We start from the raw sequence: 23,230 nt of genomic DNA, 5'->3' as shown, positions 1-23,230 counted from the left end.
TGTTTTTATAACAAAACGACAAGACAAAATGAGAAAAAAACAAGCCAAAAAAGGAAAAAATAACAAAATCGCAACTATTTCCCATTTTTTGCCAAAGATTTCATTATTATTTCGAACAAAAAAAGCCAGAGCAAACAAGCCCTGGCTCTCTTATGTTAATCAAATGTTCTATTTGCAGCAAGCGCAGGGCTTGAGCTGCTTGAAGAAGTCGTTGCCCTTGTCGTCCACGAGAATGAATGCCGGGAAGTCCTCTACTGTGATCTTCCATATTGCCTCCATGCCCAACTCAGGATACTCTACACACTCGATGCTCTTGATAGAACTCTGCGAGAGAACGGCAGCCACGCCACCAATAGTGCCGAGATAGAAGCCTCCATGCTTCTTGCATGCCTCTGTCACACAGTCGCCACGATTGCCCTTGGCTATCATCACGAGTGAAGCGCCGTTGGCCTGGAACTCATCCACGTATGGATCCATACGGTTGGCCGTTGTCGGACCCATCGAACCGCAAGGATAGCCTTCCGGTGTCTTTGCCGGTCCGGCATAGAGTATAGGATGATCCTTGAAATACTGTGGCATCTCCTCGCCTGCATCAAGACGTGCCTTGAGCTTTGCGTGTGCAATGTCGCGAGCCACGATGATCGTTCCCTTCAGGTTGACGCGGGTGCTGACAGGATACTTCGTCAGCTCTGCCCTTACGGCGTCGATACCCTTATCGAGGTCGATCTCTATGCCCTTGGTTCCCTCGCCCGGATTACGCAGTTCTTCTGGAATGAGCTCCGTTGGGTTTGAGTCCATCTTCTCGAGCCATATTCCGTCCTTGTTGATCTTTGCTTTGATGTTGCGGTCGGCAGAGCAGCTCACGCCCATACCTATAGGACAGCTGGCGCCGTGGCGTGGCAGACGGATCACACGGATGTCGTGTGCAAGATATTTTCCTCCAAACTGTGCGCCGAGGCCAATCTTGTGTGCCTCCTTCAGCAACTTCTCTTCAAGGTCGATGTCGCGGAATGCGCGGCCTGTCTCGTCGCCAGTGGTTGGCAGGTTGTCGTAGTACTTTATCGAGGCGAGTTTCACGGTGAGGAGGTTCTTCTCTGCCGAGGTGCCGCCAATAACGAATGCGATATGATAAGGAGGACAAGCCGCCGTGCCGAGGTGCTTCATCTCCTCCACAAGGAACGGCAACAGTGTGCCTTCATTCTGTATCGTGGCCTTTGTCATCGGATAGAAATAGGTCTTGTTAGCAGAGCCGCCGCCCTTGGCCACCATCACGAAGCGATACTCGTCTCCTTCCACTGCCTCGATGTCTATCTGTGCAGGGAGATTGCAGCGTGTATTAACCTCGTCGTACATATTTAGCGGAGCGTTCTGCGAATAGCGCAGGTTGTCCTGTGTGTAGGTGTTATATACGCCGAGCGAGAGAGCTTCTTCGTCCTCGAAGTCGGTCCATACGCGCTGACCTTTCTCGCCGTGGATGATAGCCGTACCTGTGTCTTGGCAGAAAGGCAGGATGCCCTTGCATGCTGTCTCGGCATTGCGAAGGAACTGCAGTGCCACGTATTTGTCGTTCTCCGATGCCTCGGGGTCAGACAGTATCTTTGCCACCTGCTCGTTGTGCTCACGGCGCAGCATGAACTCCACGTCGTGGAATGCCTGCTGTGCAAGCAGCGTAAGAGCCTCCTTTGATACCTTCAGGATTGTCTTTCCTTCAAACTCTCCTGTTGACACGCCTTCCTTCGATACAAGGCGGTATTCTGTCGTGTCTTCTCCCAACTGAAACATTGGGGCATACTTGAATTCTGGAATGTTTGCCATATTGGTTTTATAATATATAAATATGTTTGTATTTTTATGATTTCCGCTTTTTCATCTTTTCTCCTCTACCAGCCCGATGTCGAACCGCCGCCGCCCGAACTGCCGCCGCCGAGCATCGAGCCGATTATCATGCCGTTCGTGAGGTCGTTGTTGTTATTTGGCGTTATGTCGTGGTCTTTTGTCACCACCTTACCGCAATTACGACATATAAACGTGTCGCGCCGGTAGGTTCTGTTTCCTCGCTTTATCACGTTCGACGACATCTTCTTCAGAGCAGTCTTTTTACAATGAGGACAACGGCGACTGACATAGTCGATGAGCCAAATGAGGAAAAGGAATGTGCCCACCATCACCGAAACCATGATCACGGCGGCATACCACGGAAACTCCTCCTCCTCTTCGCTCTCTTCTGGCTTCATGCTTCCGTCGAGCACCTTGGTCACGGCTTTCACTCCAGCCACCATGCCTCCGTCGCGGTCGCCTTCCTTAAAGCGTGGCACCATATAGCGCATCTGTATTCGCTTGCTCATGGCGTCGGTCATCGTCCCTTCTATGCCATAGCCGTTTTCGAAGCGTATGCGGTGGATGTCTTCCACATAGAGAATCAGCATGCCCGAATTGGTCTTCTTGCTGCCTATGCCCCACATACGCAATAGCGTGGTACCATATTCCACTATGTCGGCTTCGCCTATCGACGGCAACATCACCACTGCCACCTCAATGCCGGTAGTCTGTTTGAGGCGGGCAAGCATCGTGTTGATAGTGTCGCGAGCCTGAACCGTAAGCAGTCCTTCCGGATCGCTCACCCTCTGCCTCGAGTCCATCAGCTGGACATTCGGCACATCCTCCACCCTGTATTCCTTGCCCACGGCGGCTACAGCCATCAGCAGCAAGGCCATAAAGGCTACTAAAGTTCTTCTTATTTCCAATTTCAATATCGTCACTTTTTTGCTCTACTACGCAACATAGAATCATTCTACTATGCAGAAGAGAATCACTCTACTATGCAGAAGAGAATCACTCTACTATGCAGAAGAGAATCACATTAGAATTCAACCTTCGGAGCTTTTTCCGCGCCCTGTTCAGCCTCGAAATAGGCTTTTTTCTCGAATCCGAACATACCGGCAAGTATATTCTTCGGGAAACGGCGGATGGTGGTGTTGTAGCCCTTGGCTGCCTCGTTGAAGTCGCGACGCGCTGTGTTTATGCGGTTTTCAGTGCCTTCAAGCTGCGACTGCAGTTCGAGGAAGTTCTGGTTTGCCTTCAGGTCGGGATATTTCTCCACTACCACCATCAGACGACCGAGAGCCTGCGATACGCCCGACTGTGCCTTTTGGTATTCGGCAAGTTTCTCTGGCGTGATATTCTCTGGATCCACCTTTACCGATGTGGCCTCCGAACGTGCCTTCACCACGCTTTCGAGTGTCTCGCTCTCGTGAGCGGCATATCCTTTGACGGTGCTGACAAGGTTTGGTATGAGGTCGGCTCTGCGCTGATACTGAGTCTCCACGTCAGCCCACTTGTTCTGTACTCCTTCATCGAGCGCCACCATGCCGTTATAGCCGCCTGCCGCCCACATGATTATTATTACCACGATTGCAACTGGAATAATCCAGGTAAGATGTTTCTTGATGTTCATATTGTTTCCTCTTTATGTTATTATTGACTGCAAAATTAGCAAATATATTTTATCCGTGCAAGCATTTCACATTTTTTATCATCACATATCTCGTTTTGTCCCATAGGTTTTACGAATGACGAGTTGCTCCGTTCTCCACTTATCATCTGCAAAGATAGTATATTTTTTTCACATATACAAGTGGTTCGCAAAATAAGACATTTTTCTTAACATATTTTTAAATTATCATGTGTATTATAAACGCTATAACTACCCCGAAAAATCTCTCCAGTTAGAGAAATATTTCACGGTCTGAAATCATACTGTTTAACTGTTTAACTGTTTAAACGAAACACATACACTTAAACAGTTAAACAGTTAAACAGTTTTATTTTAAGCTATACCCTTTTTTCAAAATTATACTTATATTATATATATATATTTATATATATATATAATATAAAATTAAAATAGGGAAACGAGGGTGACTTTAAAAAATAACTGTTTAACTGTTTAACTGTTTTTTTTACTCAAAAAGTGTGTCTTTTCACAAAACCACGACCTCAAACGAAGATACCTGACTTGGTCTATGCAAATATCTGCGATGAGGGTTACAGGTATCTACAATGGGGTCCGGAGTAATGTGAGGGTGACATATTGTCTTGTCATGAATACGACTCGTTGATTCATTCCATCGGGTCAATAAACTTTTCACTACGAATGTCATATTATGAAAAGAAATTGCATCGATTTCGAAAAAAAAACCACAAAAACGTTGAGTTTTTCGAATAATATGCTTACCTTTGCAGAAAGATGAAGCGAAAAGACTATTGTCCTTAACTTCTTTAACTTCCTTAATGGAGTTGAGCAAATAAGAAACTTAAACTTAAACTTAAACTACCTTGCAAAAGCATATTTTGGGGATATATAGACAGGAGGAAACGATTACCCGACAAAAGATATCAATATGCCATTTTGACTGATAAAAGTGCCATTTTGACTGATAAAAGTGCCATTTTGACCGATTCAGATGCTGTTTTTACTGATACAGATGCCATTTTGACACAGAAGAGGAACTTGGCACAAGGGTTGCGGGAAAATGAGCAGAAACGATTAAAAGAACTTAAAGAAAGGAGTAATGAATATGACATTAGACAAATTTACAATCAAAGCACAGGAGACCGTACAAGAGGCGGTGAACCTGGCACAGAGTTCAGGACAACAGTCTATAGAACCTGTCCACCTGCTCAAGGCAATAATGACCAAGGCTAAGGATGTGAGCAACTTCATTTTCCAAAAGCTCGGAGTCAACAGCCGTCAGGTGGAGATGCTGATAGACTCGGAGATAAGCCATCTGCCACGAGTGCAGGGCGGACAGCCTTACCTCTCGGCCGACACCAACCAGACGCTGCAACGCGCCGTGGAGACGGCACAGAAGATGGGCGACCAGTTTGTCAGCGTCGAACCGATATTGCTCGCCATAGTCGCGTCGAACTCTACCGCAAGCCGCATCCTTAAGGACGCAGGATGCTCGGAGAAGGAGATGAGAAAGGCCATCAACGAACTCCGACAAGGTCAGAAGGTAGAGTCGCAGTCGGCCGACGACAACTATCAGAGCCTTGCCAAATACGCCAAAAACCTTGTTGAGGAAGCGCGCAACGGAAAACTCGACCCGGTGATAGGACGTGACGACGAGATTAGGCGTGTGTTGCAGATTCTGAGCCGACGCACAAAAAACAACCCTATCCTCATAGGCGAACCAGGCACGGGAAAGACTGCCATCGTGGAGGGATTGGCTGAACGAATAGTCAGGGGCGACGTTCCCGAGAACCTCAAAGACAAGCAGTTATACTCGCTCGACATGGGTGCACTCGTGGCTGGTGCGAAATATAAAGGTGAGTTTGAGGAACGACTGAAATCGGTGATTAACGAGGTGACGAAGAGCGACGGACGCATCATTCTCTTCATCGACGAGATTCACACACTGGTGGGAGCAGGTGGCGGAGAAGGTGCTATGGACGCTGCCAACATTCTCAAACCAGCACTGGCGCGAGGCGAACTGCGCAGCATCGGAGCGACCACTCTCAACGAGTACCAGAAGTATTTCGAGAAAGACAAAGCACTGGAACGACGCTTCCAGACGGTAATGGTGGACGAACCTGACGAACTCAGCGCAATATCAATATTAAGAGGTCTGAAGGAAAGATACGAAAACCACCACAAGGTGCGTATCCAGGACGACGCCTGCATAGCTGCCGTGAAACTGTCTGAACGATACATCTCCGACAGATTCCTGCCCGACAAGGCCATCGACCTCATGGACGAGGCTGCCGCAAAACTGCGTATGGAACGCGACTCGGTGCCTGAAGAGCTCGACGAGATAACACGACGGCTGAAGCAACTCGAAATAGAACGCGAAGCCATCAAAAACGAACAGGCGAGAAACAAGGACGAGGAATCGTCGTCTGAAGGCAAGCTCGCGCAACTCGACAAGGACATAGCCGAACTGAGAGACAAAGAGAAAGCCTTCCGCGCCAAATGGGAAGGAGAAAAGGCTCTCGTAAACCGTATTCAGGACGACAAACAGCAGATGGAAAACCTGAAGCTCGAAGCGGAAAGGGCTGAGCGTGAGGGCAACTACGAAAGGGTGGCTGAAATACGCTACAGCAAACTGAAAATGCTGGAAGACGACATCAAACATATTCAGCAACAACTGAAAAACGCACAGGGCGCTGAAGCTATGGTGCGCGAGGAGGTGACTGAAGACGACATCGCGGAAGTGGTGAGCCGATGGACGGGAATACCAGTGACGAGGATGCTGCAGAGCGAACGCGAGAAACTGCTGCACTTGGAAGAGGAACTGCACAAGCGGGTGATAGGACAGGAAGAAGCCATCTCGGCCGTCAGCGACGCCGTACGCCGCAGCCGTGCTGGACTGCAAGACCCGAAACGCCCCATAGCCTCGTTCATCTTCCTCGGCACCACTGGCGTGGGAAAGACCGAACTGGCAAAGGCATTGGCCGAATACCTCTTCAACGACGAGACGATGATGACACGTATCGACATGAGCGAGTATCAGGAGAAATTCAGCGTGTCAAGACTCATTGGAGCGCCTCCGGGATATGTAGGCTACGACGAGGGCGGACAGCTCACCGAGGCAGTGAGACGCAAGCCTTACTCCGTGGTGCTGTTCGACGAGATTGAGAAGGCTCATCCCGACGTGTTCAACATACTGCTCCAGGTGCTCGACGACGGACGTCTAACCGACAACAAAGGCCGCACGGTGAACTTCAAGAACACGATCATCATCATGACCTCTAACCTCGGCAGTCAGATGATAAACGACGAGATAAGAAGAAAAACCGAGACACTCGGCAACACGCTCGACGAAGGCTTTATCATCACGCTTAAGAACAAGATCCTCGACATGCTCAAGCAGACCATACGTCCGGAATTCCTCAACAGAATCGACGAGACGATCATGTTCCTGCCACTGAGAAAAGACGAGATAGCCAACGTGGTGCGCCTGCAGATGAACGCCGTGAAGAGGATGCTCGAGCCACAGGGATTCGAACTCAACATCACCGATGCAGCCGTAGATATCCTTGCACAAGAAGGTTTCGATCCCGAGTTTGGAGCACGACCCGTGAAACGAGCCATACAGCGCTGCGTGCTCAACGAACTCTCGCGAAAGATACTCTCCGAGGAAGTGTCGCGCGAGAAGCCTATCACAATAGACGCCGTCGGCGAGCAACTCGTGTTCCGTAATTAGTCATTATACAATGTGAGAGAATGCAGATTTAGGTGGGTTTTTGACAAGCCCACCTAAATTATTTCAAAAAAATTTGGCAGTATCTTAAACTTTATGTACATTTGCACCCAAAATAACTATTATGGAACACATCTATACAGAAGAAGAAAAAACGCTGCGTAAAAAAATGAAAAGGAAACAGACCGTAAAGGACTATTTCTTCATTTCATTGGGCATATTACTTTATGCCATCGGATTCAATGCGTTCATCCTGCCTGAAAGGGTCGTGATGGGAGGAATGACAGGTGTGAGCTCGCTGCTCTACTATGCCTTCAACCTGCCACCGGGCATCATGCTCTGGATCATGAACGTGGCTCTGCTCATTCTCGCCTACAAGGCTCTATCGAAGCAGTTTGTCATACGCACCATCGTCGGCGTGACCATCATGTCGTTCTTCATCGACGCTCTCCGCCCCCTATTCATCGCCAATCCCATCATCACGGCTGGCGAGGATAAGTTTATGCATGTGCTCATAGGAGGCATGATGGGCGGTGCTGGACTGGGCATCGTCTTCTCCCATAATGGTTCAACGGGTGGCACCGACATCCTCGTGGCGCTTTTAGGAAAATACACGAGAATGAGTTTCGGACGCGCCATGCAGATGATAGACATGTGTATCATTTCGTCATCATATTTCCTATTCCACAGTACTGAACTTGTGGTTTATGGTCTGTGCTTCACTTTCGTCGCCGCCTACGTGTGCGACTATGTGATAAACGGTACAAGGCAGACGGTGCAGTTCCTTATCATATCGAAGAAATATGACGAGATAGCCGACATCGTCAACAAGCGGATGCACCGTGGTGTGACAGTGATACAGGGCATGGGATGGTTTAAGAAGAGCGACGTAAAACTGCTCATTATCCTTACAAGGAAATATGAGTCTCAGGAGGTGTTCAACACCATAAAGCGCATCGATCCCAACGCCATGGTGTCGCAGTCGTTCTGCCAAGGTGTGTTTGGTGAGGGATTCGATAAGATAAAATAAATTCCTAACGCCAGACCTCACCTAACATGGCTGCTCCGCCAAACCCGTAGTCGCTGACTAACTGCAACTTACTGAAAGAGATGCCGCCAAGGGCTATCACTCGCTCGTCGATGATACCGCTCTTGGCGGCATCTCTTATTTCTTCCTCGCTGAAGGCGGAGCGATAGCCTTGCTTCGAGATACTGTCGAAGATGGGACTGAGAAACACATACTGGCACACTCGCTTCATCTTCACGACCTCGGCAAACGAGTGACAAGAGGCTGACAGCGTCGCACTGCAACATGAAGGAGGCTCAGGATGGCGCGCATTGAGGTGTATGCCGCATCCGTACTCCAACGCCACCTCGTGATGGTCGTGGAGCGAGAGCGACTGATGCCAGCGGGGATCAATCTGTTCTATCAGCCTCCTGTGCTGGTCGGCTGTGGCATCCGGCTTGCGTATGTGTACACGCCAATAGCCTTCCTCGAAAAGGCGGTTAATCAATTTGCCCTCGTCCGCAATGAACGAGGGCAAAGTGATGGCTATTGTCTTCATTTGTCACAATCTTTCAGTGAATGACTGATACGGGCGGCACAGAAGTTAGGGCCGCACATCGTACAGAACTCTCCTTCTGTCTTGTTCGATGTCTTATAATACTCGAGCGCCTTCTCGGGGTCGAGGGCAAGGTTGAACTGGTCTTTCCACCTGAACTCATAACGAGCCTTCGACAGGGCATTGTCGCGAACAGTTGCTCCAGGATGTCCCTTGGCTATGTCAGCTGCATGAGCGGCAATCTTGTATGTCACCACACCGGCACGCACGTCGTCCTTGTTTGGCAAGGCGAGATGCTCCTTCGGCGTGACATAACATAGCATGGCTGTGCCATACCATCCTATCATCGCCGCACCGATGGCTGAGGTGATGTGGTCGTAGGCAGGGGCGATGTCGGTGACGAGCGGACCGAGCGTGTAGAATGGAGCGCCATGGCACTTCTCTATCTGACGATCCATATTGGCACGTATCTTCTGCATGGGCACATGGCCAGGACCTTCGATAAACGCCTGCACATTCTTTTCCCATGCACGCTCGACGAGTTCGCCCATGGTGTCGAGTTCGGCAAACTGGGCTGCATCGTTGGCGTCGTATGTCGAGCCAGGACGAAGACCATCGCCGAGGGAGATAGCCACGTCATACTTTGCGCAGATGTCGCAGATATCGTCGAAATGGTCGTAGAGGAAGCTCTCCTGCTGATGAACCATACACCACTTCGAGATGATCGAACCGCCGCGACTCACCATGCCAGTGAGTCGGCCTTGCGACAGTGGCACGTTCTTCAGTCGTATGCCACAGTGGATGGTGAAGTAATCTACGCCCTGCTCACACTGCTCTATCAAGGTGTCGCGGAAGATTTCCCAAGTGAGGTCTTCTGCCTTTCCGTTCACCTTTTCGAAAGCCTGATACATTGGCACTGTGCCTACGGGAACAGGACAGTTGCGAAGTATCCATTCGCGTGTCTCGTGTATGTTCTTGCCCGTTGAGAGATCCATCAGCGTGTCGCCTCCCCACTTGCAGCTCCATACGGCCTTCTCCACTTCCTCCTCGATGCTGGAGTTGAGATGCGAGTTGCCGATGTTGGTATTGATCTTCACGAGGAAGTCGGTACCGATGATCATCGGCTCTGCTTCGGGGTGATTGATGTTTGCGGGGATGACGGCGCGTCCCTCAGCCACCTTCTGGCGCACAAACTCGGGTGTGATATGTGTCTCGATGCCCAGTTCGCGGCAGTTCATGTTCTCTCGTATGGCAACATACTCCATCTCTTCGGTGATGATGCCTTTCTTTGCCAAAGCCATTTGCGTCTCTCCTGGCTGTCGCTTGGCTATCCATGGCTGACGGAGCTTCGGCAGTCCTTTCTCAAGGTCGATATCTACAGCAGGGTCGCTGTAAGGACCACTGGTGTCGTAGATATACACTGGGGCATTGTCGCTGAAATGCTTCTCGCCCTTTTCTATTGTCACCGTAGGCGTAAGCGTCACCTTGCGCATGCCCACCTTCAGTTCGGGATGGATGACTCCATTCATATAGACCTTTTCCGAACTGGGATAAGTTATTTTTATGTTATTGTTCATTCTGTTGGTTATTTATAAGTTTACACATTTCTTCTTTCGGATCTTCTGCCCTCAGTATGGTTCCGCTGACGGCTATGCCTTTCACGCCCGTAGCGAGGATTTCGTCTATATCCTCTGCCGTGATGCCTCCGATGGCCACAACTGGGAGGTTGATGCCTGCCTCTTCCATGCGTTGCATTATGGAGCGATAGCCGTCGATGCCGAGTACTGGAGCAAGGTTTTTCTTTGTGGTGGTGTAACGGTACGGGCCGCAGCCTATATAGTCGGCTCCTTGTTGCCACAGTCGCTTGATGTCGTCAAAAGTGTTTGCCGTTCCACCTATTATATATTCCTCGCCCAACACTCGTCGGGCTTCATCCACTGGCATGTCGTTCTTGCCGAGATGTACGCCGTCGGCTCCCACTTCCTTAACAAGATATACGCGGTCGTCGAGCAGGAATACCGCATCGTGCGACTTACACATAGGGAGAATCTCGGCGGCGGCTTTCCTTACCTCGTCGTCTGAGGCATCTTTCATCCTCAGCTGCACCCAGCGACATCCGCCTTCTAATGCCAGACGAGCACCTTCTACGTAGCTGATGGTGTCTGTCTCGTGGGTTATGAATTGTATTGCTCGCATATCTTCATCTTTTGTGGGTTATAGAAATGATTTACCGGTCCATGACCTTTGCCTATCTCCACGTCGGCTCCATAGCGGAGAGCTTCGGTGAGCCATTGTTTCGCCTTGCCTATTGCCTCCTCTACAGGCAACCCTAAGGCAAGCAGTGCGGTGATGGCTGAGGAGAGCGTGCAGCCTGTGCCATGGGTGTTGCGTGTGGCAACATTATCCGACACATATTCGCGTTCTACGTCGCCATACAGGCGGTCTGTCTTAGTCCCGTCGAAATGTCCGCCCTTAATGAGCACAGCACGGCAACCTAATGTCAGTATTTTCCGTCCTGCCTCGTCCATCGTGGTCTTGTCGGTGATTTTTATGCCTGAAAGCACCTCAGCTTCGGGGATATTGGGCGTGAGCAATGTAGCCAAGGGCAGCAATTCACTACAAAACGTAGCCACGGCGTCGTCTTCCATCAGTCGTGATCCGCTTGTCGCCACCATCACGGGGTCAACAACGAGATGCTTCAGCTCGTGACGCCTGAGTGTGTCGGCAATGGCGTGGATGGTGGTCGTGTCGTTTACCATGCCCACCTTTACAGCCAATGGGCGGATATCGTCCATCACGGCATCTATCTGCCCTGCTACTATTTCTGGCGGCACGGCATGTACGGCGCTGACACCGGTAGTGTTCTGCACCGTGATGGCGGTGATGGCCGAGGCGGCATAACACCCGAGGGCCGACATAGTCTTTATGTCTGCCTGAATGCCTGCCCCACCCGACGAGTCGCTTCCGGCAATGGTCAGTGTTGTGAAATAACGTCCCATCGGTCAAAACTTCTGTCCCAATTTTTCCAAACCGGTTCCATGCCTAACGCTCTGAGGTCGGCATCCACCTGCTTGGCTGTGCGTGGGTCGCTGATTTCAAACTGCGCCAACGAGTCGGGATGACAGCAATAGCCTCCCGGATCAGTATGGCTCTCAGCCGACATGGTGGTCACGCCAAGCGTTGCCATATTATTTCTCACTTCGGCTGTCTCGCGTGTTGAATAGGAGATATCTACATCGTGGTCGAAGATGCGCATGGCGAAGGTCACCTGCGCCAGCTCGCGGTCGGACATTTCCACATTGGGTTGGAAACCGCCGTTCTCTGCCACTCTCATGCGAGGGAAGTTGACTGAGTATTGAGTACGCCAGTATGTCTTCTCAAGATAGCGCAGATGGCGTGCTAACATCACCACCTCGGTGCGCCAGTCCTCTAGTCCTATCAAGGCTCCCATGCCTATCTTGTGAACTCCAGCCATACCCATACGGTCGTAGCCGTTTATTCGCCACTTGTAGTCAGACTTTGGTCCGCGTGGATGATACACCTTATATCGCTTCTCGTTGTAAGTCTCTTGAAAACAGATTACTCCGTTGAGTCCATGATTACGCAGTTCGGCGTACTCCTCGGTATCGAGCGGCATTACCTCGATTTGCAGGTTGTTGAAATAAGGCTTTGCGAGGTCGAGGGCTTTCGCTATGTATTTCACGCCTGTGAGCACTTTATTCTCGCCGGTGAGGACGAGCAGATTGTCAAACTGTCCGAGCTTCTTTATCGCCTCATATTCTCTTACGATCTCTTCTTCTGTGAGTATGGTGCGTGCCATTGGGTTCTGTACGTGGAAACCGCAATAGACACACGAGTTGGAGCACGAGTTTGCAATATAAATAGGTATAAACATATTGATGGTCTTGCCGAAGCGTTCGCGTGTGATGCGTTGGCTAAGACGTGCCATCGGTTCGATATATTTCTCGGCGGCAGGCGAGACAAGTGCCATGAAGTCGTCGATGGTGAGACGTTGTTTGCCTAAGGCCCGACGCACGTCGGCATCGGTCTTTGACATTATCTGAAGGGTCGTCTCGTCCCAATCGTATTTTTGTATTTCGTCGTAAAACATTGTCAATTATTTTATCAAGCCTTTGAGGTATAATTTATTCAATTATATGAAATGCTTCCTTAACTTCTTTACTTCCCATTTCCGAAAGAATTGTTTATTATCCTCCGCAAAATGCCTTTAAAATAACGATGTCGTCACCCTCTTTCAAGGCACGCTGAGCCCACTCGGTACGAGGAACCATCTCGTTGCTTATAGCCACAGCCACTCCCTTCTCGGGCAGTTTCTGCTCCTGTGCAAGTTCGGCCACGGTGGTTGCCTGTGTCTCCACTTCGTTATTGTTTATTCTTACTTTCATCTTTGTATCTTTGGTTGTGTCATTGATTTAAGTTTCTGAGGAATATCAGAAAAAATGTGTCATTGATTTAAAAATGCAGTCAACGGCGAGCTGGCTTCAGCCTCGAACGATGCAGCCTGAACGGCAAGTCCTGCCTCGTAAGCCTCACGTCCACACTCCACTGCCTTCTTAAACGCCATGGCCATGGCTACGGGATCGCCAGCCACAGATATTGCGGTATTGACCAGACAAGCGTCGGCTCCTATCTCCATAGCCTTGGCGGCATCGCTCGGAGAGCCTATGCCTGCATCCACCACGACAGGAACGGTAGCCTCCTCGATGATGATATTGAGGAAGTCGATGGTGCGAAGTCCCTTGTTGGTGCCGATGGGAGCGGCAAGAGGCATGACGGTGGCAGCACCGGCTTCTGCCAGTCGCTTACAGAGCACTGGATCTGCCTGACAATAAGGCAGCACCACAAAGCCTTCCTTCACCAGCATCTCAGTCGCTTTGAGCGTCTCTATCGGGTCGGGCAACAGATAGCGTGGGTCGGGATGTATCTCTAACTTTAACCAGTTGGTGCCAAAGGCCTCGCGTGCCATCTTGGCGGCAAACACAGCCTCTTCGGCATTGCGTGTGCCAGAAGTGTTTGGCAGAAGCTGGATGCCTGGTTTGGCGATATGTTTCATCATGTCGTCGTCGTCATTGCCCAATTCAATACGTTTCATGGCCATCGTCACCATCTCTGTGCCTGACGCTGTTATGGCCTTACTCATGGTCTCGTTGTCACCAAACTTACCGGTGCCGAGAAATAGTCTTGAGGCAAACTCTTTGCCTGCGATTACAAGTTTTTCCATTATTGCTTACCTTGTTTAATTTATATATACTATGACGATATATATTGTCGCCTTGTTTTTTTTGCTATGACGAGAATGAAACAAGATGATGACTTGATGCCACAGATAACACTTTCCCTGCGTCGGCATTGTCCGTATCAGGTTCTATGGGTATAATCTCAGCCTGGCAATAGCACAAGCACCCCTCGTTTTATCTCTTTTCGGCAGCAAAGGTATTAAAAAATAATTAATTACCAAAACTTTTCTGACTTTTCTTTTGATTTTTCTTCATTTTGCATTAACTTTGCAGAAATTAATGTGGCAGTTTAGCTGAAAGTTATACAGAATACAACCTATGGCATGGTATAAAAAATATCTATCTATATACAACAAGCCCTTCGACGATGTGCCTCGGAGCACCATCAGCGAAATACGCGAGCGACTACAGTTGTTGCAATCAGACCAACCGCTTGTGTCGGTGGTGGTCATTGCTTATAACGAAGGACAACGACTCGCCGCCTGTCTGTGGTCGCTGAGCGAACTGAAAACAAAATATCCCATTGAGATACTTGGAGTAAACAACAGCTCATCCGACAATACCGAAGAGGTGTATAAGGCTCTTGGTGTGAGATATTTCAACGAGACAAAGAAGAGTCCAGGGTTCGCCCGGCAATGCGGCTTGGATAATTCAAAAGGGAAATACCATTTCTTTATTGATGCCGACACGTTCTATCCCCCACTCTATGTTGACACCATGATGCAAACGCTCATAAAACCAGGCGTTTCATGCGTAGGAAGTTTCTGGAGCTATTATCCCGACAAGCATCACTCAGCATTGTCGTTGACGTGTTTTGAGTTTGTGCGCGACACTTTCCTTTGGATACAACACTTCAAACGGCCTGAGCTGTGTATTCGAGGCATGGTATTCGCCTTTAACGCCGACTTCGCGCGAAAGGAAAAAATCCGCACTGACATCCGTCGAGGCGAGGACGGCTCGCTCGCTCTCTCACTCAAGAAATACGGTCGCATAGCCTTCGTCCACAACCGGAAGGCACGGCCTGTCACCGGTTACGGAACTCTCGGCAACGGCTCACTCATACAAAACCTTACCTATAGGGCAAAGGTGCAACTGAAAGGCATCAGCCGCATATTCTTCAAAACAGACCATTACGACGATGCTGAGGAGAATATCATAAAACAATAAACAAAAACCTGTAAACAAATGATGGAGAACAAATACGACTACCTTATAGTAGGAGCAGGACTCTACGGGGCAATGATGGCATGGCGCATGACAACCCAAGGCAAGAAATGCCTCGTCATCGACCGCCGACAGCATACCGGCGGAAATATCTACTGCGAGAATATTGAGGGCATCAACGTACATAAATATGGTGCACATATATTCCATACCTCAAACAAGAAGGTGTGGGACTTCGTCAACTCCATCGTACCATTCAACAGATACACCAACTCACCACTCGCCAAATACCACGGCAGACTCTATAACCTGCCCTTCAACATGAACACCTTCGCACGGATGTGGAACATTACCACACCAGACGAGGCACGACGCATCATAGAGGAGCAGAAACAGGAAATGAGAGAAAGACTCAACGGCCGACAGCCACAAAATCTTGAAGAACAGGCTCTCATGCTCGTGGGAAAGGACATCTACGAGGTGCTCATCAAGGAATATACCGAGAAGCAGTGGGGCCGCCCTTGCACAGAGCTGCCCGCATTCATCATCAAGCGACTGCCCGTGAGATTCGTTTATGACAACAACTACTTCAACGACACATATCAGGGCATTCCCATCGGCGGATACAACAAACTGATCGACGGACTGCTAAAAGGATGCGACATTCTTACCGGCATCGACTTCTTCAAGCCAAACGACCTCTGTCCCGAAGCTAACATACACCGATGGAGGGAAATAGCAGACAAACTCGTCTTCACTGCAAAGATTGACCAGTTCTATGACTATCGCTACGGCCGCCTCGACTACCGCAGCCTACGCTTCGAACACGAGACACTCGACTGTCCTAACTTTCAGGGCAATGCAGTGGTGAACTATACCGACAAGGAAGTGGCTTACACCCGCACCATCGAACACAAGCATTTCGAGATGTTTGGCGACAAGGTCTATGACATTCCCAAGACCGTGGTCACCAAGGAATATCCGCAGGAATGGCACGAAGGACTGGAGCCATACTATCCTGTGAACGACGATAAGAATATGCAACTCTATGCCAGTTATAAGGCATTGGCAGACCAAGAGCCAGACGTTATCTTCGGAGGCCGCCTTGCGGAATACAAGTACTACGATATGGCTCCGATAGTTGAGAAAATATTGGATATTTAAATTGAGGACAATACAATGATTCACATTGCATGCTGTTCAAACGAGAAATTGGCACCAATGTTTGGTGTTGTCGTGACATCCGTCGGAATCAACGTTACATCCGATGACGTGACAATGTATCTATTGCACAACGGGTTGAAAGACAGCACTGTAAAGAGGTTACTAAAGATTGCAGACAGATATCATGTAGGATTAAGGTTTTTGGAAATTGACTTGGGAATACTGAAAGATTGTCCTGTGGATGAAAATTAACTTAAATAAACTTATAAGACAGAAGATATGAATAACTATAAAATAGATGTAGTAATCCCTTGGGTTGACGGCAACGACCTTGAATGGCAGAAGTTGAAAGACCAGTATAGTGAAGTGAAGTCTGCCGACAAATCTGATTCACGCTATCGTGATTGGGACAACCTGCAATACATCTTCCGTGGCATAGAGAAATTCTGGCCTTGGGTGAATCGTGTTTTTCTCATCACTTGTGGACAAAAGCCTCAATGGCTCAATGTGAATTGTGAAAAGCTAAGGCTTGTCAACCATTCCGACTATATTCCCAAGGAATACCTCCCTACGTTTAATAGTAATACAATAGAACTCAATTTGCATAGAATAGAAGAACTTAGCGAGCATTTCATTTATCTGAATGACGACATTTTCCCTATTCATCCATTAAAGCCTACAGACTTTTTCCGTCATGGGCTTCCTTGTGATTCTTCACTCCAGCAAACACTTTTGAGCATTTATGTTCCTAATGACACGGCAATCCAACATATTGAATTTACACAGTTAGGCCTTATTAATGCTCATTTTAGGAAACGAAATGTAACAAGAGGAAACCTGTACAGATGGTATGGGCCTTACTTAGGAATTCATGGTATGATGCAAGCTTTATTGAAAGCCAACCAGCATTTCTTTACAGGATTCAATATGTATCACTCTGCACAGTCTTTCCTCAAAAGTACTTTCGATGAAGTGTGGCATCACTACCACGATTATCTTAACGAGCATTGTCATAACAAATTTCGACAAAACACAGATGTCAACCAATGGCTTGTACGCTATTGGCAGTTGGCAGAAAACAAGTTCGCTCCTTATAATAAGATGAAACGACGAAAACTGTTTTCTCCTTCATTAAGCAACCGTGATGAGATAATAACCTCAATTATCCAACAGAAATATGATATAATATCAATTAACGACAATCCTTTGCTTTCGAATACCGACTTCATGGAGATTAAGCCTCGTATAAATGAAGCATTGGATTCGCTATTGCCAGACAAGTCAATTTTTGAAATATAAAGATGAAAGAAATATCGATTATCATACCTATCTACAATGTAGAGAAATATGTGGCGGAATGTCTGAATTCTGTCATAAGCCAGACTTATGACCATTCGAAGATAGAGTGCATAATAGTCGATGATTGCACACCCGACAAGTCGATGGATATTGTGAACGATATTATCGGGAATTACAAAGGTGAAATGACTTTCATCACTCATCGGCATAAAGAAAACAAAGGCCTTTCTTCAGCCAGAAATACAGGTATCAGCATCGCCACAGGTGAATATTTGTATTTTTTGGATTCTGACGATTATATTTATCCCAATAGTATAGAACTCCTAATGGAAGGAGTTGAGAAAAAAAGAGATATAGATATGGTTGTTGGTAATTTCTTTAATGAAAGAATTAACAAACCACAAATGAACATCCACAATAATGAGATATTAAAATACATTGATTTGTTGTGTTTTGGGAAAATGGAAAACAAGTCGGCTTGGAATAATCTAATAAAACGGAAATTATTTTCCATACATAACCTAAGATTTCCCGTTGGCAGGTATTTTGAGGATATTGTGCTAAACTATCAGTTGTTTTCTCATGTGAACAAAGTATATGTAGTGTCGCAGTGTACATATTTTTATCGGGATAATCTAAATGGTATTATTCGTAAGCAGTCGATTGAGAAACTATCCAAATCAATTGACGACTATCTTTTCGCTCTCGACTTCTTTATATCTAATCTAAATGAGAAACTTTGCGTTGGGAAAACTGCAATTATCGTTAACACATACTATTTTGCTTATAACATGTTCGTTAAGAACAGAGCCAATTTAAAAAATGAGCTCTACATAGAAGAAAGACTGAAACATATCAGACATTCGCTTATAAAGTTTCTTGTTAGGAAATATAGAGTGTTTTTATTTATTCTTAGTTTGTTCACTTTGCCTCCGTTGACTGACTTTATATTGAATAATGGTTTTATGAGAAGAAAAATTTTCTATATAAATTGTTTTTTCCTATATTCAGCTTTATGGGCAGACAAACTACATCTTTCAAATAAATAGCATTAATGTTCAAGATGAAAATACTATTCCTTGTATATCACGGATTCTCAGACGAGAGCGGCATAAGCAAGAAGATCCATTATCAGGTGAAAGGGTTGAGACAGAATGGACATGAAGTTCATCTCTGCTACTACGACTTTGACTCTCGAGGACATCGTTGCAGATATGTTGACGATAGGGTCATTCAGGATTATGGTATAGGTAATTTGGCTGCCATAAAGTCGAGAATTGACCTTGGGTGCATCTGCAGATATTGCGTGGATAACGGTATCGAAATGGTTTATGCCCGCAGTTTTATGAATGCAAGTCCCGTGCTTGTGTGTTTGTTCGGGAAACTAAAGAAGCATGGGATTAAGTGCGTGACCGAAATACCCACTTATCCCTACGACCAGGAGTTCAAGGGTTATCCTCTGAAATACAAGATTCCGCTTTATATCGATATGATGTTCAGAAGGGCGCTTGCCGCCAAGATGGAGGCTATCGTGACGTTCTCAAATATGGAGATCATTTTTGGCCAACGCACCATCTGCATAAGCAATGGTATCGACCTGGACAGCATTCCTCTTCATAATCCCAAGAAGCTGCAGGACATTCATCTTATTGCCGTAGCGGAAATTCATTATTGGCACGGCTTTGACCGACTTGTAGCGGGTCTTGGAGAGTATTACAAGAGCAATCCTAATGGCAGGAAGGTGTATTTCCACGTTGTTGGCTGGGAGGATGACCGCGGAACGACCAGCAATGGTTATCTTACGGTTGAGCAGATGGCAAGAAAATATGGCATAGAGAAATATATCATAAATCACGGCAAACTTTTTGGCGACAAACTCGATGAGGTGTTCAATCAATGCGTGTTTGCCATAGGCAGTCTTGGTCGCCACAGAAGCGGCATAACTGAGATAAAAACATTGAAAAACCGTGAATATGCCGCACGTGGCATATCGTTTATCTACTCTGAGAATGACTCCGACTTCGAGAATATGCCATATATCATCAAAGCTCCAGCCGATGAATCTCCAATCAATGTAAAAGAGATAATTAATTATATTGACACTCGTAACATCGATCCCGCTGACATCAGAAGGACCGTGGAACATCTGTCATGGAAATATCAAATGGAAAAAGTAATAACTGAAATATAGAATATTATGGAAAAGCATATCCTTCTTTCAATAATCATACCGCTCTACAACTGCGAAAAGTATATCGCCCAATGTCTTGACAGTATCATTGCGCAACGTCTTGACAAAGCTGTCTATGAAGTGATTGTTATAGATGACGGCAGTAAGGACAATGGTTATACAATTGTATCTGAATATGCCAAGAATCACGACAATATCCACGTTGTCAAACAAGAGAACCAAGGTGTGGCATGCGCACGAAACAATGCTATCGAAAAAGCATCGGGCGACTATATCACCTTTGTTGATGCCGATGATATGCTTGTTGAGGGAAGTCTCTGTGACATGCTTAAGATTGCGATTGACAACAAGGCAGATATTGTCAAGGGAACACATGTGGAGGTGCCGCAAGAGGCTGAATACAAGGATTATCAAAAGAAAGATGCAAAGGATGCTTCTGTGGAATGTATGAGCGGAGAAGATGCCATTATAAAGGTGACGAAGCTGAAGGAAGGATATTGCTGGGGCTATCTTTTGTCTCGAAAATTGATAGTTGAAAACAAACTGACATTCCCTCCAAAAGTATCTTTTATGGAAGATTGGGCTTTCATCACACAGGCAATACTGTTATGTAAGACTTTTTTCAACACCAATATTCTTTACTATCTCTATCGCCATAACGATACCTCGTGTGTCGCAAATATGTCAACAGAAAAGCTATTGTTGGGTTGTCAATCGATAAACATTGTTGCCAAAGTTGCAAAACATACCAATGGAGCCACAAAAAGAAAACTCATTGACAACGTTTGCACAAATATTAACATCGTCTTATGGTACACTATTCACTACAACCGAATATTCTTTAATAGAAAAGCAATCACTGACAGCCTGATTCGACTGCTTAATATAGTAGAATCTAAATATATACCAAATAACTTAAAACCATTTAAGTTCTTCCCTCGCCTCTATATCTTATTCCGACATCTACTTGCTTCAAAGAAATACTAATCACCAAAAGACAAAAAATGCCTATTCTAACGCAAACTGAATACTCGTGTGACACAGTTGTTCCATAGCTGTGGTACAGTCGTGACACATGGTGTGGTACGGTCGTGACACAAGCTATGGAACAGTCGTGATACAGGCTTTGATTTCTCTGTCAGTAAAGAGCCATGTAATGTGGTATAAAGAGCTATGGTATTTGCCATTATTGCTGATTCAATAGGTATGTTTCTATCTCCTTTATCACCCCTGGATACTTGCTTGAGAACTTCCTGGCGAATAGATATTCCGACTTGAGGAGCTCCTCGGCATCACCGTCCTGCCAGTTGTAGGGCTCGCCTTTTTTCTTCTGTTCGTCGGAGGCACGGTTGAAGTCGATGAAGCGCATGCAACTGTGAATGCCGTCGTCGAGGTCGTAGATGCGCTCGCGGATTTCGGGATTAGAGATGAGTATGGAGTGCTTGTACATCTCGTCGCCACATGTCGTGTGAGCGAAGCGGCGGTTGATGAAGTCTTCTTGGTCGAGCAGATACTTAACGGCATCTCCCGTGAGCGACACCCAGTTATGACCTGTCCTGAATGTCAGTTCGTTGCCTCTGTCAACATGCAGAATGTCTTGTATCTTCAGTGCCGTATGGCGCACTATCTTCGCAAGCGTCACCTTCCATTTCGCCACGAAAGGAGTTCGGTAGTTCCAGCGCATAAGGAAATAATATCGTCTTCTCTTGCGCTCGATGTCGCCCTTGATAAAGTCGGTGAGGGTGAAGAATCCGATAAACTCCTTGCCGTTGTGCTTGTCAAAGAAGTCATGAATGTAGTCCTGGGTCTTGATAGGCAAATCCACTCCCGAGAGCTTATGGTAATACTGGTATGGCCCATGCTCGTAGGCAGTTCGGAACAAGTGCATCTCCGAATGCACCTGCCCCACGTCTCCCCATCTCACGTCATATCGCTTGGGAGTGAAATACAGCTTGGAATACTTCGGTTGATACAAATCCGGCATTTTCTTCACTTTCTTGTCGATATGCAGGAAGATGTCGTTGCGTGGGTCGTCGATGAGTGAGAGCAGTGTGTTGAGCAGCTCCCATTCATTGTGCGCCATTATCAGGTATGCATGTCTGTTTGTTGCCATATTCGTTCCTTAATCTTTAATTATTATTGTTCATCGTTAGGTCGTCTTTCTCGTTTATAACGCAAATATAATTATTATTCTACAGAAAGATGTCCAATAGGACTGATATTTAAGTTTAATTAACTCAAACAGACCTTTCTTCTCTTAAGATGAAATCCGACTTATTCTTCAACAAGTTTACCTTCTGTCTCCAAAGCATTCCATATTGAATACCGTACTTCTGGTGCCATCTTTTCTAATTGGTCGTAAAGGAGGCGGATAGACGTGCGATGTGAGTCGTGCTCGTATGGGCATAGTTTTACTTGTTTCTCATAGTCAGAGAGTTCTGCATAAGCCCTTATATCGTTCTCTTCGCAATAGCAAAGCGGACGGATGATGGTAAGAGGCATCTTTTTCATCTTCAACACGACAGGCATTGTCGAGAAATGACCTTGGAAGATGGTGTTCATCAGTGCAGTATGGATGATGTCGTCGTTATGATGTCCGAGGGCAATCTTGTTACACCTGAGTTGTTGGGCAAGATTAAACATCTCCTTTCTGCGATACCACGAACAAAGAAAACACTTGGGTTTGTGGGTGGGTACGGTCTCGTCAAACGAAGTGGTGACAATATGCAGCCTTACTCCCAGATTGCTGCAGAACCGTTCGAGATAAGCTGTGGATGTCTCATATTTCACATTCGCCATTCTGACGTGTATTGCCTCGACCTCAAACCTTGGTTTTATTATTTTACTGCGTTTGGCAAGCATCTCAAGCAGAAGGAGCGAGTCTTTGCCTCCCGACAATCCCACGAGTATCTTGTCGCCATCGTCAATGACAGAAAAACGTCCCATGGCCTTCTTGAAAGCCTTATCAAGACGATGCCACACACGTTGTCTTTCCTTTTCCCCGCTGTCTGTCATCATTTCATAAACACTAAGTAAACAGCGCAGATGATGAAAAAGAACGCTAAGATATGATTCCAATGAAGGTTTTGGCCTTGGAACATGATATTGGCAATCACAGCAAACACGCCGAGACTGACGCACTCTTGTATCACCTTTAGTTGCACGAGGTTGAAAGGTCCTCCATTTCCTTCAAAACCAAGACGGTTGGCTGGCACTTGACAGCAATATTCGAAAAACGCAATTCCCCACGAGAATGCTATCACTCCTATGAGCGGCCATTTTGAAGCAACACCCGTCTCTTGGAGTTTTAGATGCCCATACCAAGCAAGTGTCATAAACACATTGCTTAGTATGAGCAACATTATTGTATAAAGTCCGTTCATGACTTAA

Annotated in this window: 22 protein-coding genes and 1 riboswitch; of the genes, 8 read left to right on the top strand and 14 right to left on the bottom strand. The window is 46.9% G+C overall.

Translation table 11 applies throughout. The features are described 5' to 3' along the window. Positions 1-168: 168 nt before the first annotated feature. From CIK99_RS01450 to CIK99_RS01440, 3 genes are all read right to left on the bottom strand, one after another. On the bottom strand, positions 169-1,815 hold the full coding sequence (locus CIK99_RS01450; protein ID WP_173805284.1) for a fumarate hydratase: 1,647 nt from the start codon (positions 1,813-1,815) through the stop codon (positions 169-171). Positions 1,816-1,880: 65 nt separating this feature from the next. Further along, positions 1,881-2,759 carry a YgcG family protein gene (locus CIK99_RS01445; RefSeq protein WP_144007857.1) on the bottom strand — a complete coding sequence of 293 codons (879 nt, stop codon included), beginning with the start codon at positions 2,757-2,759 and terminating at the stop codon, positions 1,881-1,883. Positions 2,760-2,860: 101 nt separating this feature from the next. After that, positions 2,861-3,454 carry a LemA family protein gene (locus CIK99_RS01440; protein ID WP_371590810.1) on the bottom strand — a complete coding sequence of 198 codons (594 nt, stop codon included), beginning with the start codon at positions 3,452-3,454 and terminating at the stop codon, positions 2,861-2,863. Positions 3,455-4,571: 1,117 nt separating this feature from the next. On the opposite strand from CIK99_RS01440, the gene clpB reads away from it, so the two are divergent. Next, positions 4,572-7,205 carry an ATP-dependent chaperone ClpB gene (gene clpB / locus CIK99_RS01435; RefSeq protein WP_371590809.1) on the top strand — a complete coding sequence of 878 codons (2,634 nt, stop codon included), beginning with the start codon at positions 4,572-4,574 and terminating at the stop codon, positions 7,203-7,205. Between the two features lie 166 nt (positions 7,206-7,371). Then, a complete protein-coding gene (locus tag CIK99_RS01430) occupies positions 7,372-8,232 on the top strand; it encodes a YitT family protein (RefSeq protein ID WP_158215867.1) in 861 nt (286 codons plus the stop codon). Between the two features lie 4 nt (positions 8,233-8,236). Here the strand turns inward: CIK99_RS01430 and CIK99_RS01425 are convergent, their stop codons facing one another. From CIK99_RS01425 to CIK99_RS01395, 7 genes are all read right to left on the bottom strand, one after another. Beyond that, positions 8,237-8,767 carry a thiamine phosphate synthase gene (locus CIK99_RS01425; protein ID WP_094379018.1) on the bottom strand — a complete coding sequence of 177 codons (531 nt, stop codon included), beginning with the start codon at positions 8,765-8,767 and terminating at the stop codon, positions 8,237-8,239. Continuing rightward, a complete protein-coding gene (thiC, locus tag CIK99_RS01420) occupies positions 8,764-10,341 on the bottom strand; it encodes a phosphomethylpyrimidine synthase ThiC (RefSeq protein ID WP_094379016.1) in 1,578 nt (525 codons plus the stop codon). Before thiC ends, CIK99_RS01425 begins: the two co-directional genes overlap by 4 nt. After that, on the bottom strand, positions 10,331-10,960 hold the full coding sequence (locus CIK99_RS01415; protein WP_094379014.1) for a thiamine phosphate synthase: 630 nt from the start codon (positions 10,958-10,960) through the stop codon (positions 10,331-10,333). The genes thiC and CIK99_RS01415 overlap by 11 nt, the downstream gene beginning before the upstream one ends. Further along, the gene (gene thiD / locus CIK99_RS01410; RefSeq protein ID WP_094379012.1) at positions 10,939-11,763 is read right to left on the bottom strand and encodes a bifunctional hydroxymethylpyrimidine kinase/phosphomethylpyrimidine kinase; all 825 of its coding nucleotides are present in this window, start codon (positions 11,761-11,763) and stop codon (positions 10,939-10,941) included. Before thiD ends, CIK99_RS01415 begins: the two co-directional genes overlap by 22 nt. Beyond that, complete coding sequence (gene thiH / locus CIK99_RS01405) at positions 11,739-12,875, bottom strand: 2-iminoacetate synthase ThiH (protein WP_094379010.1); 1,137 nt, start codon at positions 12,873-12,875, stop codon at positions 11,739-11,741. The genes thiD and thiH overlap by 25 nt, the downstream gene beginning before the upstream one ends. Positions 12,876-12,972: 97 nt before the next feature. Further along, positions 12,973-13,170, bottom strand: a complete 198-nt coding sequence (gene thiS / locus CIK99_RS01400) for a sulfur carrier protein ThiS (RefSeq protein WP_094379008.1) — start codon at positions 13,168-13,170, stop codon at positions 12,973-12,975. A gap of 59 nt (positions 13,171-13,229) precedes the next feature. Further along, complete coding sequence (locus tag CIK99_RS01395; RefSeq protein WP_094379006.1) at positions 13,230-14,006, bottom strand: thiazole synthase; 777 nt, start codon at positions 14,004-14,006, stop codon at positions 13,230-13,232. A gap of 96 nt (positions 14,007-14,102) precedes the next feature. Then, positions 14,103-14,202: riboswitch (TPP riboswitch) on the bottom strand. A gap of 138 nt (positions 14,203-14,340) precedes the next feature. Here CIK99_RS01395 and CIK99_RS01390 point away from each other — a divergent pair. From CIK99_RS01390 to CIK99_RS01360, 6 genes are all read left to right on the top strand, one after another. Next, positions 14,341-15,189 carry a glycosyltransferase family 2 protein gene (locus tag CIK99_RS01390; protein ID WP_094379004.1) on the top strand — a complete coding sequence of 283 codons (849 nt, stop codon included), beginning with the start codon at positions 14,341-14,343 and terminating at the stop codon, positions 15,187-15,189. Between the two features lie 18 nt (positions 15,190-15,207). After that, positions 15,208-16,350, top strand: a complete 1,143-nt coding sequence (gene glf / locus CIK99_RS01385) for a UDP-galactopyranose mutase (protein WP_094379002.1) — start codon at positions 15,208-15,210, stop codon at positions 16,348-16,350. Positions 16,351-16,629: 279 nt separating this feature from the next. Further along, positions 16,630-17,649, top strand: a complete 1,020-nt coding sequence (locus CIK99_RS01375) for a stealth family protein (RefSeq protein ID WP_094378997.1) — start codon at positions 16,630-16,632, stop codon at positions 17,647-17,649. Positions 17,650-17,651: 2 nt separating this feature from the next. Beyond that, positions 17,652-18,698, top strand: coding sequence for a glycosyltransferase family 2 protein (locus tag CIK99_RS01370; RefSeq protein ID WP_094378995.1), 1,047 nt, complete (start codon positions 17,652-17,654; stop codon positions 18,696-18,698). A gap of 14 nt (positions 18,699-18,712) precedes the next feature. Then, entirely contained in the window at positions 18,713-19,840 is a 1,128-nt protein-coding gene (locus tag CIK99_RS01365) for a glycosyltransferase family 4 protein (protein WP_094379083.1), read from the top strand. 6 nt (positions 19,841-19,846) lie between these two features. Then, on the top strand, positions 19,847-20,827 hold the full coding sequence (locus tag CIK99_RS01360) for a glycosyltransferase (protein WP_094378993.1): 981 nt from the start codon (positions 19,847-19,849) through the stop codon (positions 20,825-20,827). A 26-nt stretch (positions 20,828-20,853) separates the two neighbouring features. On the opposite strand, the gene CIK99_RS15105 is transcribed toward CIK99_RS01360, so the two are convergent. The 4 genes from CIK99_RS15105 to CIK99_RS01345 all read right to left on the bottom strand — a co-directional run bounded on the left by CIK99_RS15105 (position 20,854) and on the right by CIK99_RS01345 (position 23,223). Further along, positions 20,854-21,027: a hypothetical protein gene (locus CIK99_RS15105; protein ID WP_158215866.1), complete on the bottom strand. Its 174-nt coding sequence runs from the start codon at positions 21,025-21,027 to the stop codon at positions 20,854-20,856. After that, the gene (locus CIK99_RS01355) at positions 21,027-21,953 is read right to left on the bottom strand and encodes a beta-1,6-N-acetylglucosaminyltransferase (RefSeq protein WP_094378991.1); all 927 of its coding nucleotides are present in this window, start codon (positions 21,951-21,953) and stop codon (positions 21,027-21,029) included. The genes CIK99_RS15105 and CIK99_RS01355 overlap by 1 nt, the downstream gene beginning before the upstream one ends. 161 nt (positions 21,954-22,114) lie before the next feature. Further along, positions 22,115-22,858, bottom strand: a complete 744-nt coding sequence (locus CIK99_RS01350) for a tRNA 2-thiocytidine biosynthesis TtcA family protein (protein WP_094378989.1) — start codon at positions 22,856-22,858, stop codon at positions 22,115-22,117. Further along, entirely contained in the window at positions 22,855-23,223 is a 369-nt protein-coding gene (locus tag CIK99_RS01345; RefSeq protein ID WP_094378987.1) for a DMT family protein, read from the bottom strand. Before CIK99_RS01345 ends, CIK99_RS01350 begins: the two co-directional genes overlap by 4 nt. Positions 23,224-23,230 lie beyond the last annotated feature (7 nt).

Origin of the sequence: Prevotella sp. P5-92 (assembly GCF_002251245.1) — a bacterium.
Lineage (GTDB): Bacteria > Bacteroidota > Bacteroidia > Bacteroidales > Bacteroidaceae > Prevotella.
This window is presented reverse-complemented; position numbering and strand designations above follow the sequence as displayed.

Excerpts from the sequence above, each read along its gene's own strand:
- CIK99_RS01450 (WP_173805284.1), bottom strand. The coding sequence starts at position 1,815 with ATGGCAAACATTCCAGAATTCAAGTATGCCCCAATGTTTCAGTTGGGA.
- CIK99_RS01440 (WP_371590810.1), bottom strand. The coding sequence starts at position 3,454 with ATGAACATCAAGAAACATCTTACCTGGATTATTCCAGTTGCAATCGTG.
- clpB (WP_371590809.1), top strand. The coding sequence starts at position 4,572 with ATGAATATGACATTAGACAAATTTACAATCAAAGCACAGGAGACCGTA.
- CIK99_RS01430 (WP_158215867.1), top strand. The coding sequence starts at position 7,372 with ATGAAAAGGAAACAGACCGTAAAGGACTATTTCTTCATTTCATTGGGC.
- CIK99_RS01425 (WP_094379018.1), bottom strand. The coding sequence starts at position 8,767 with ATGAAGACAATAGCCATCACTTTGCCCTCGTTCATTGCGGACGAGGGC.
- thiC (WP_094379016.1), bottom strand. The coding sequence starts at position 10,341 with ATGAACAATAACATAAAAATAACTTATCCCAGTTCGGAAAAGGTCTAT.
- CIK99_RS01415 (WP_094379014.1), bottom strand. The coding sequence starts at position 10,960 with ATGCGAGCAATACAATTCATAACCCACGAGACAGACACCATCAGCTAC.
- thiD (WP_094379012.1), bottom strand. The coding sequence starts at position 11,763 with ATGGGACGTTATTTCACAACACTGACCATTGCCGGAAGCGACTCGTCG.
- thiH (WP_094379010.1), bottom strand. The coding sequence starts at position 12,875 with ATGTTTTACGACGAAATACAAAAATACGATTGGGACGAGACGACCCTT.
- thiS (WP_094379008.1), bottom strand. The coding sequence starts at position 13,170 with ATGAAAGTAAGAATAAACAATAACGAAGTGGAGACACAGGCAACCACC.
- CIK99_RS01395 (WP_094379006.1), bottom strand. The coding sequence starts at position 14,006 with ATGGAAAAACTTGTAATCGCAGGCAAAGAGTTTGCCTCAAGACTATTT.
- CIK99_RS01390 (WP_094379004.1), top strand. The coding sequence starts at position 14,341 with ATGGCATGGTATAAAAAATATCTATCTATATACAACAAGCCCTTCGAC.
- glf (WP_094379002.1), top strand. The coding sequence starts at position 15,208 with ATGATGGAGAACAAATACGACTACCTTATAGTAGGAGCAGGACTCTAC.
- CIK99_RS01375 (WP_094378997.1), top strand. The coding sequence starts at position 16,630 with ATGAATAACTATAAAATAGATGTAGTAATCCCTTGGGTTGACGGCAAC.
- CIK99_RS01370 (WP_094378995.1), top strand. The coding sequence starts at position 17,652 with ATGAAAGAAATATCGATTATCATACCTATCTACAATGTAGAGAAATAT.
- CIK99_RS01365 (WP_094379083.1), top strand. The coding sequence starts at position 18,713 with ATGAAAATACTATTCCTTGTATATCACGGATTCTCAGACGAGAGCGGC.
- CIK99_RS01360 (WP_094378993.1), top strand. The coding sequence starts at position 19,847 with ATGGAAAAGCATATCCTTCTTTCAATAATCATACCGCTCTACAACTGC.
- CIK99_RS15105 (WP_158215866.1), bottom strand. The coding sequence starts at position 21,027 with ATGGCAAATACCATAGCTCTTTATACCACATTACATGGCTCTTTACTG.
- CIK99_RS01355 (WP_094378991.1), bottom strand. The coding sequence starts at position 21,953 with ATGGCAACAAACAGACATGCATACCTGATAATGGCGCACAATGAATGG.
- CIK99_RS01350 (WP_094378989.1), bottom strand. The coding sequence starts at position 22,858 with ATGATGACAGACAGCGGGGAAAAGGAAAGACAACGTGTGTGGCATCGT.
- CIK99_RS01345 (WP_094378987.1), bottom strand. The coding sequence starts at position 23,223 with ATGAACGGACTTTATACAATAATGTTGCTCATACTAAGCAATGTGTTT.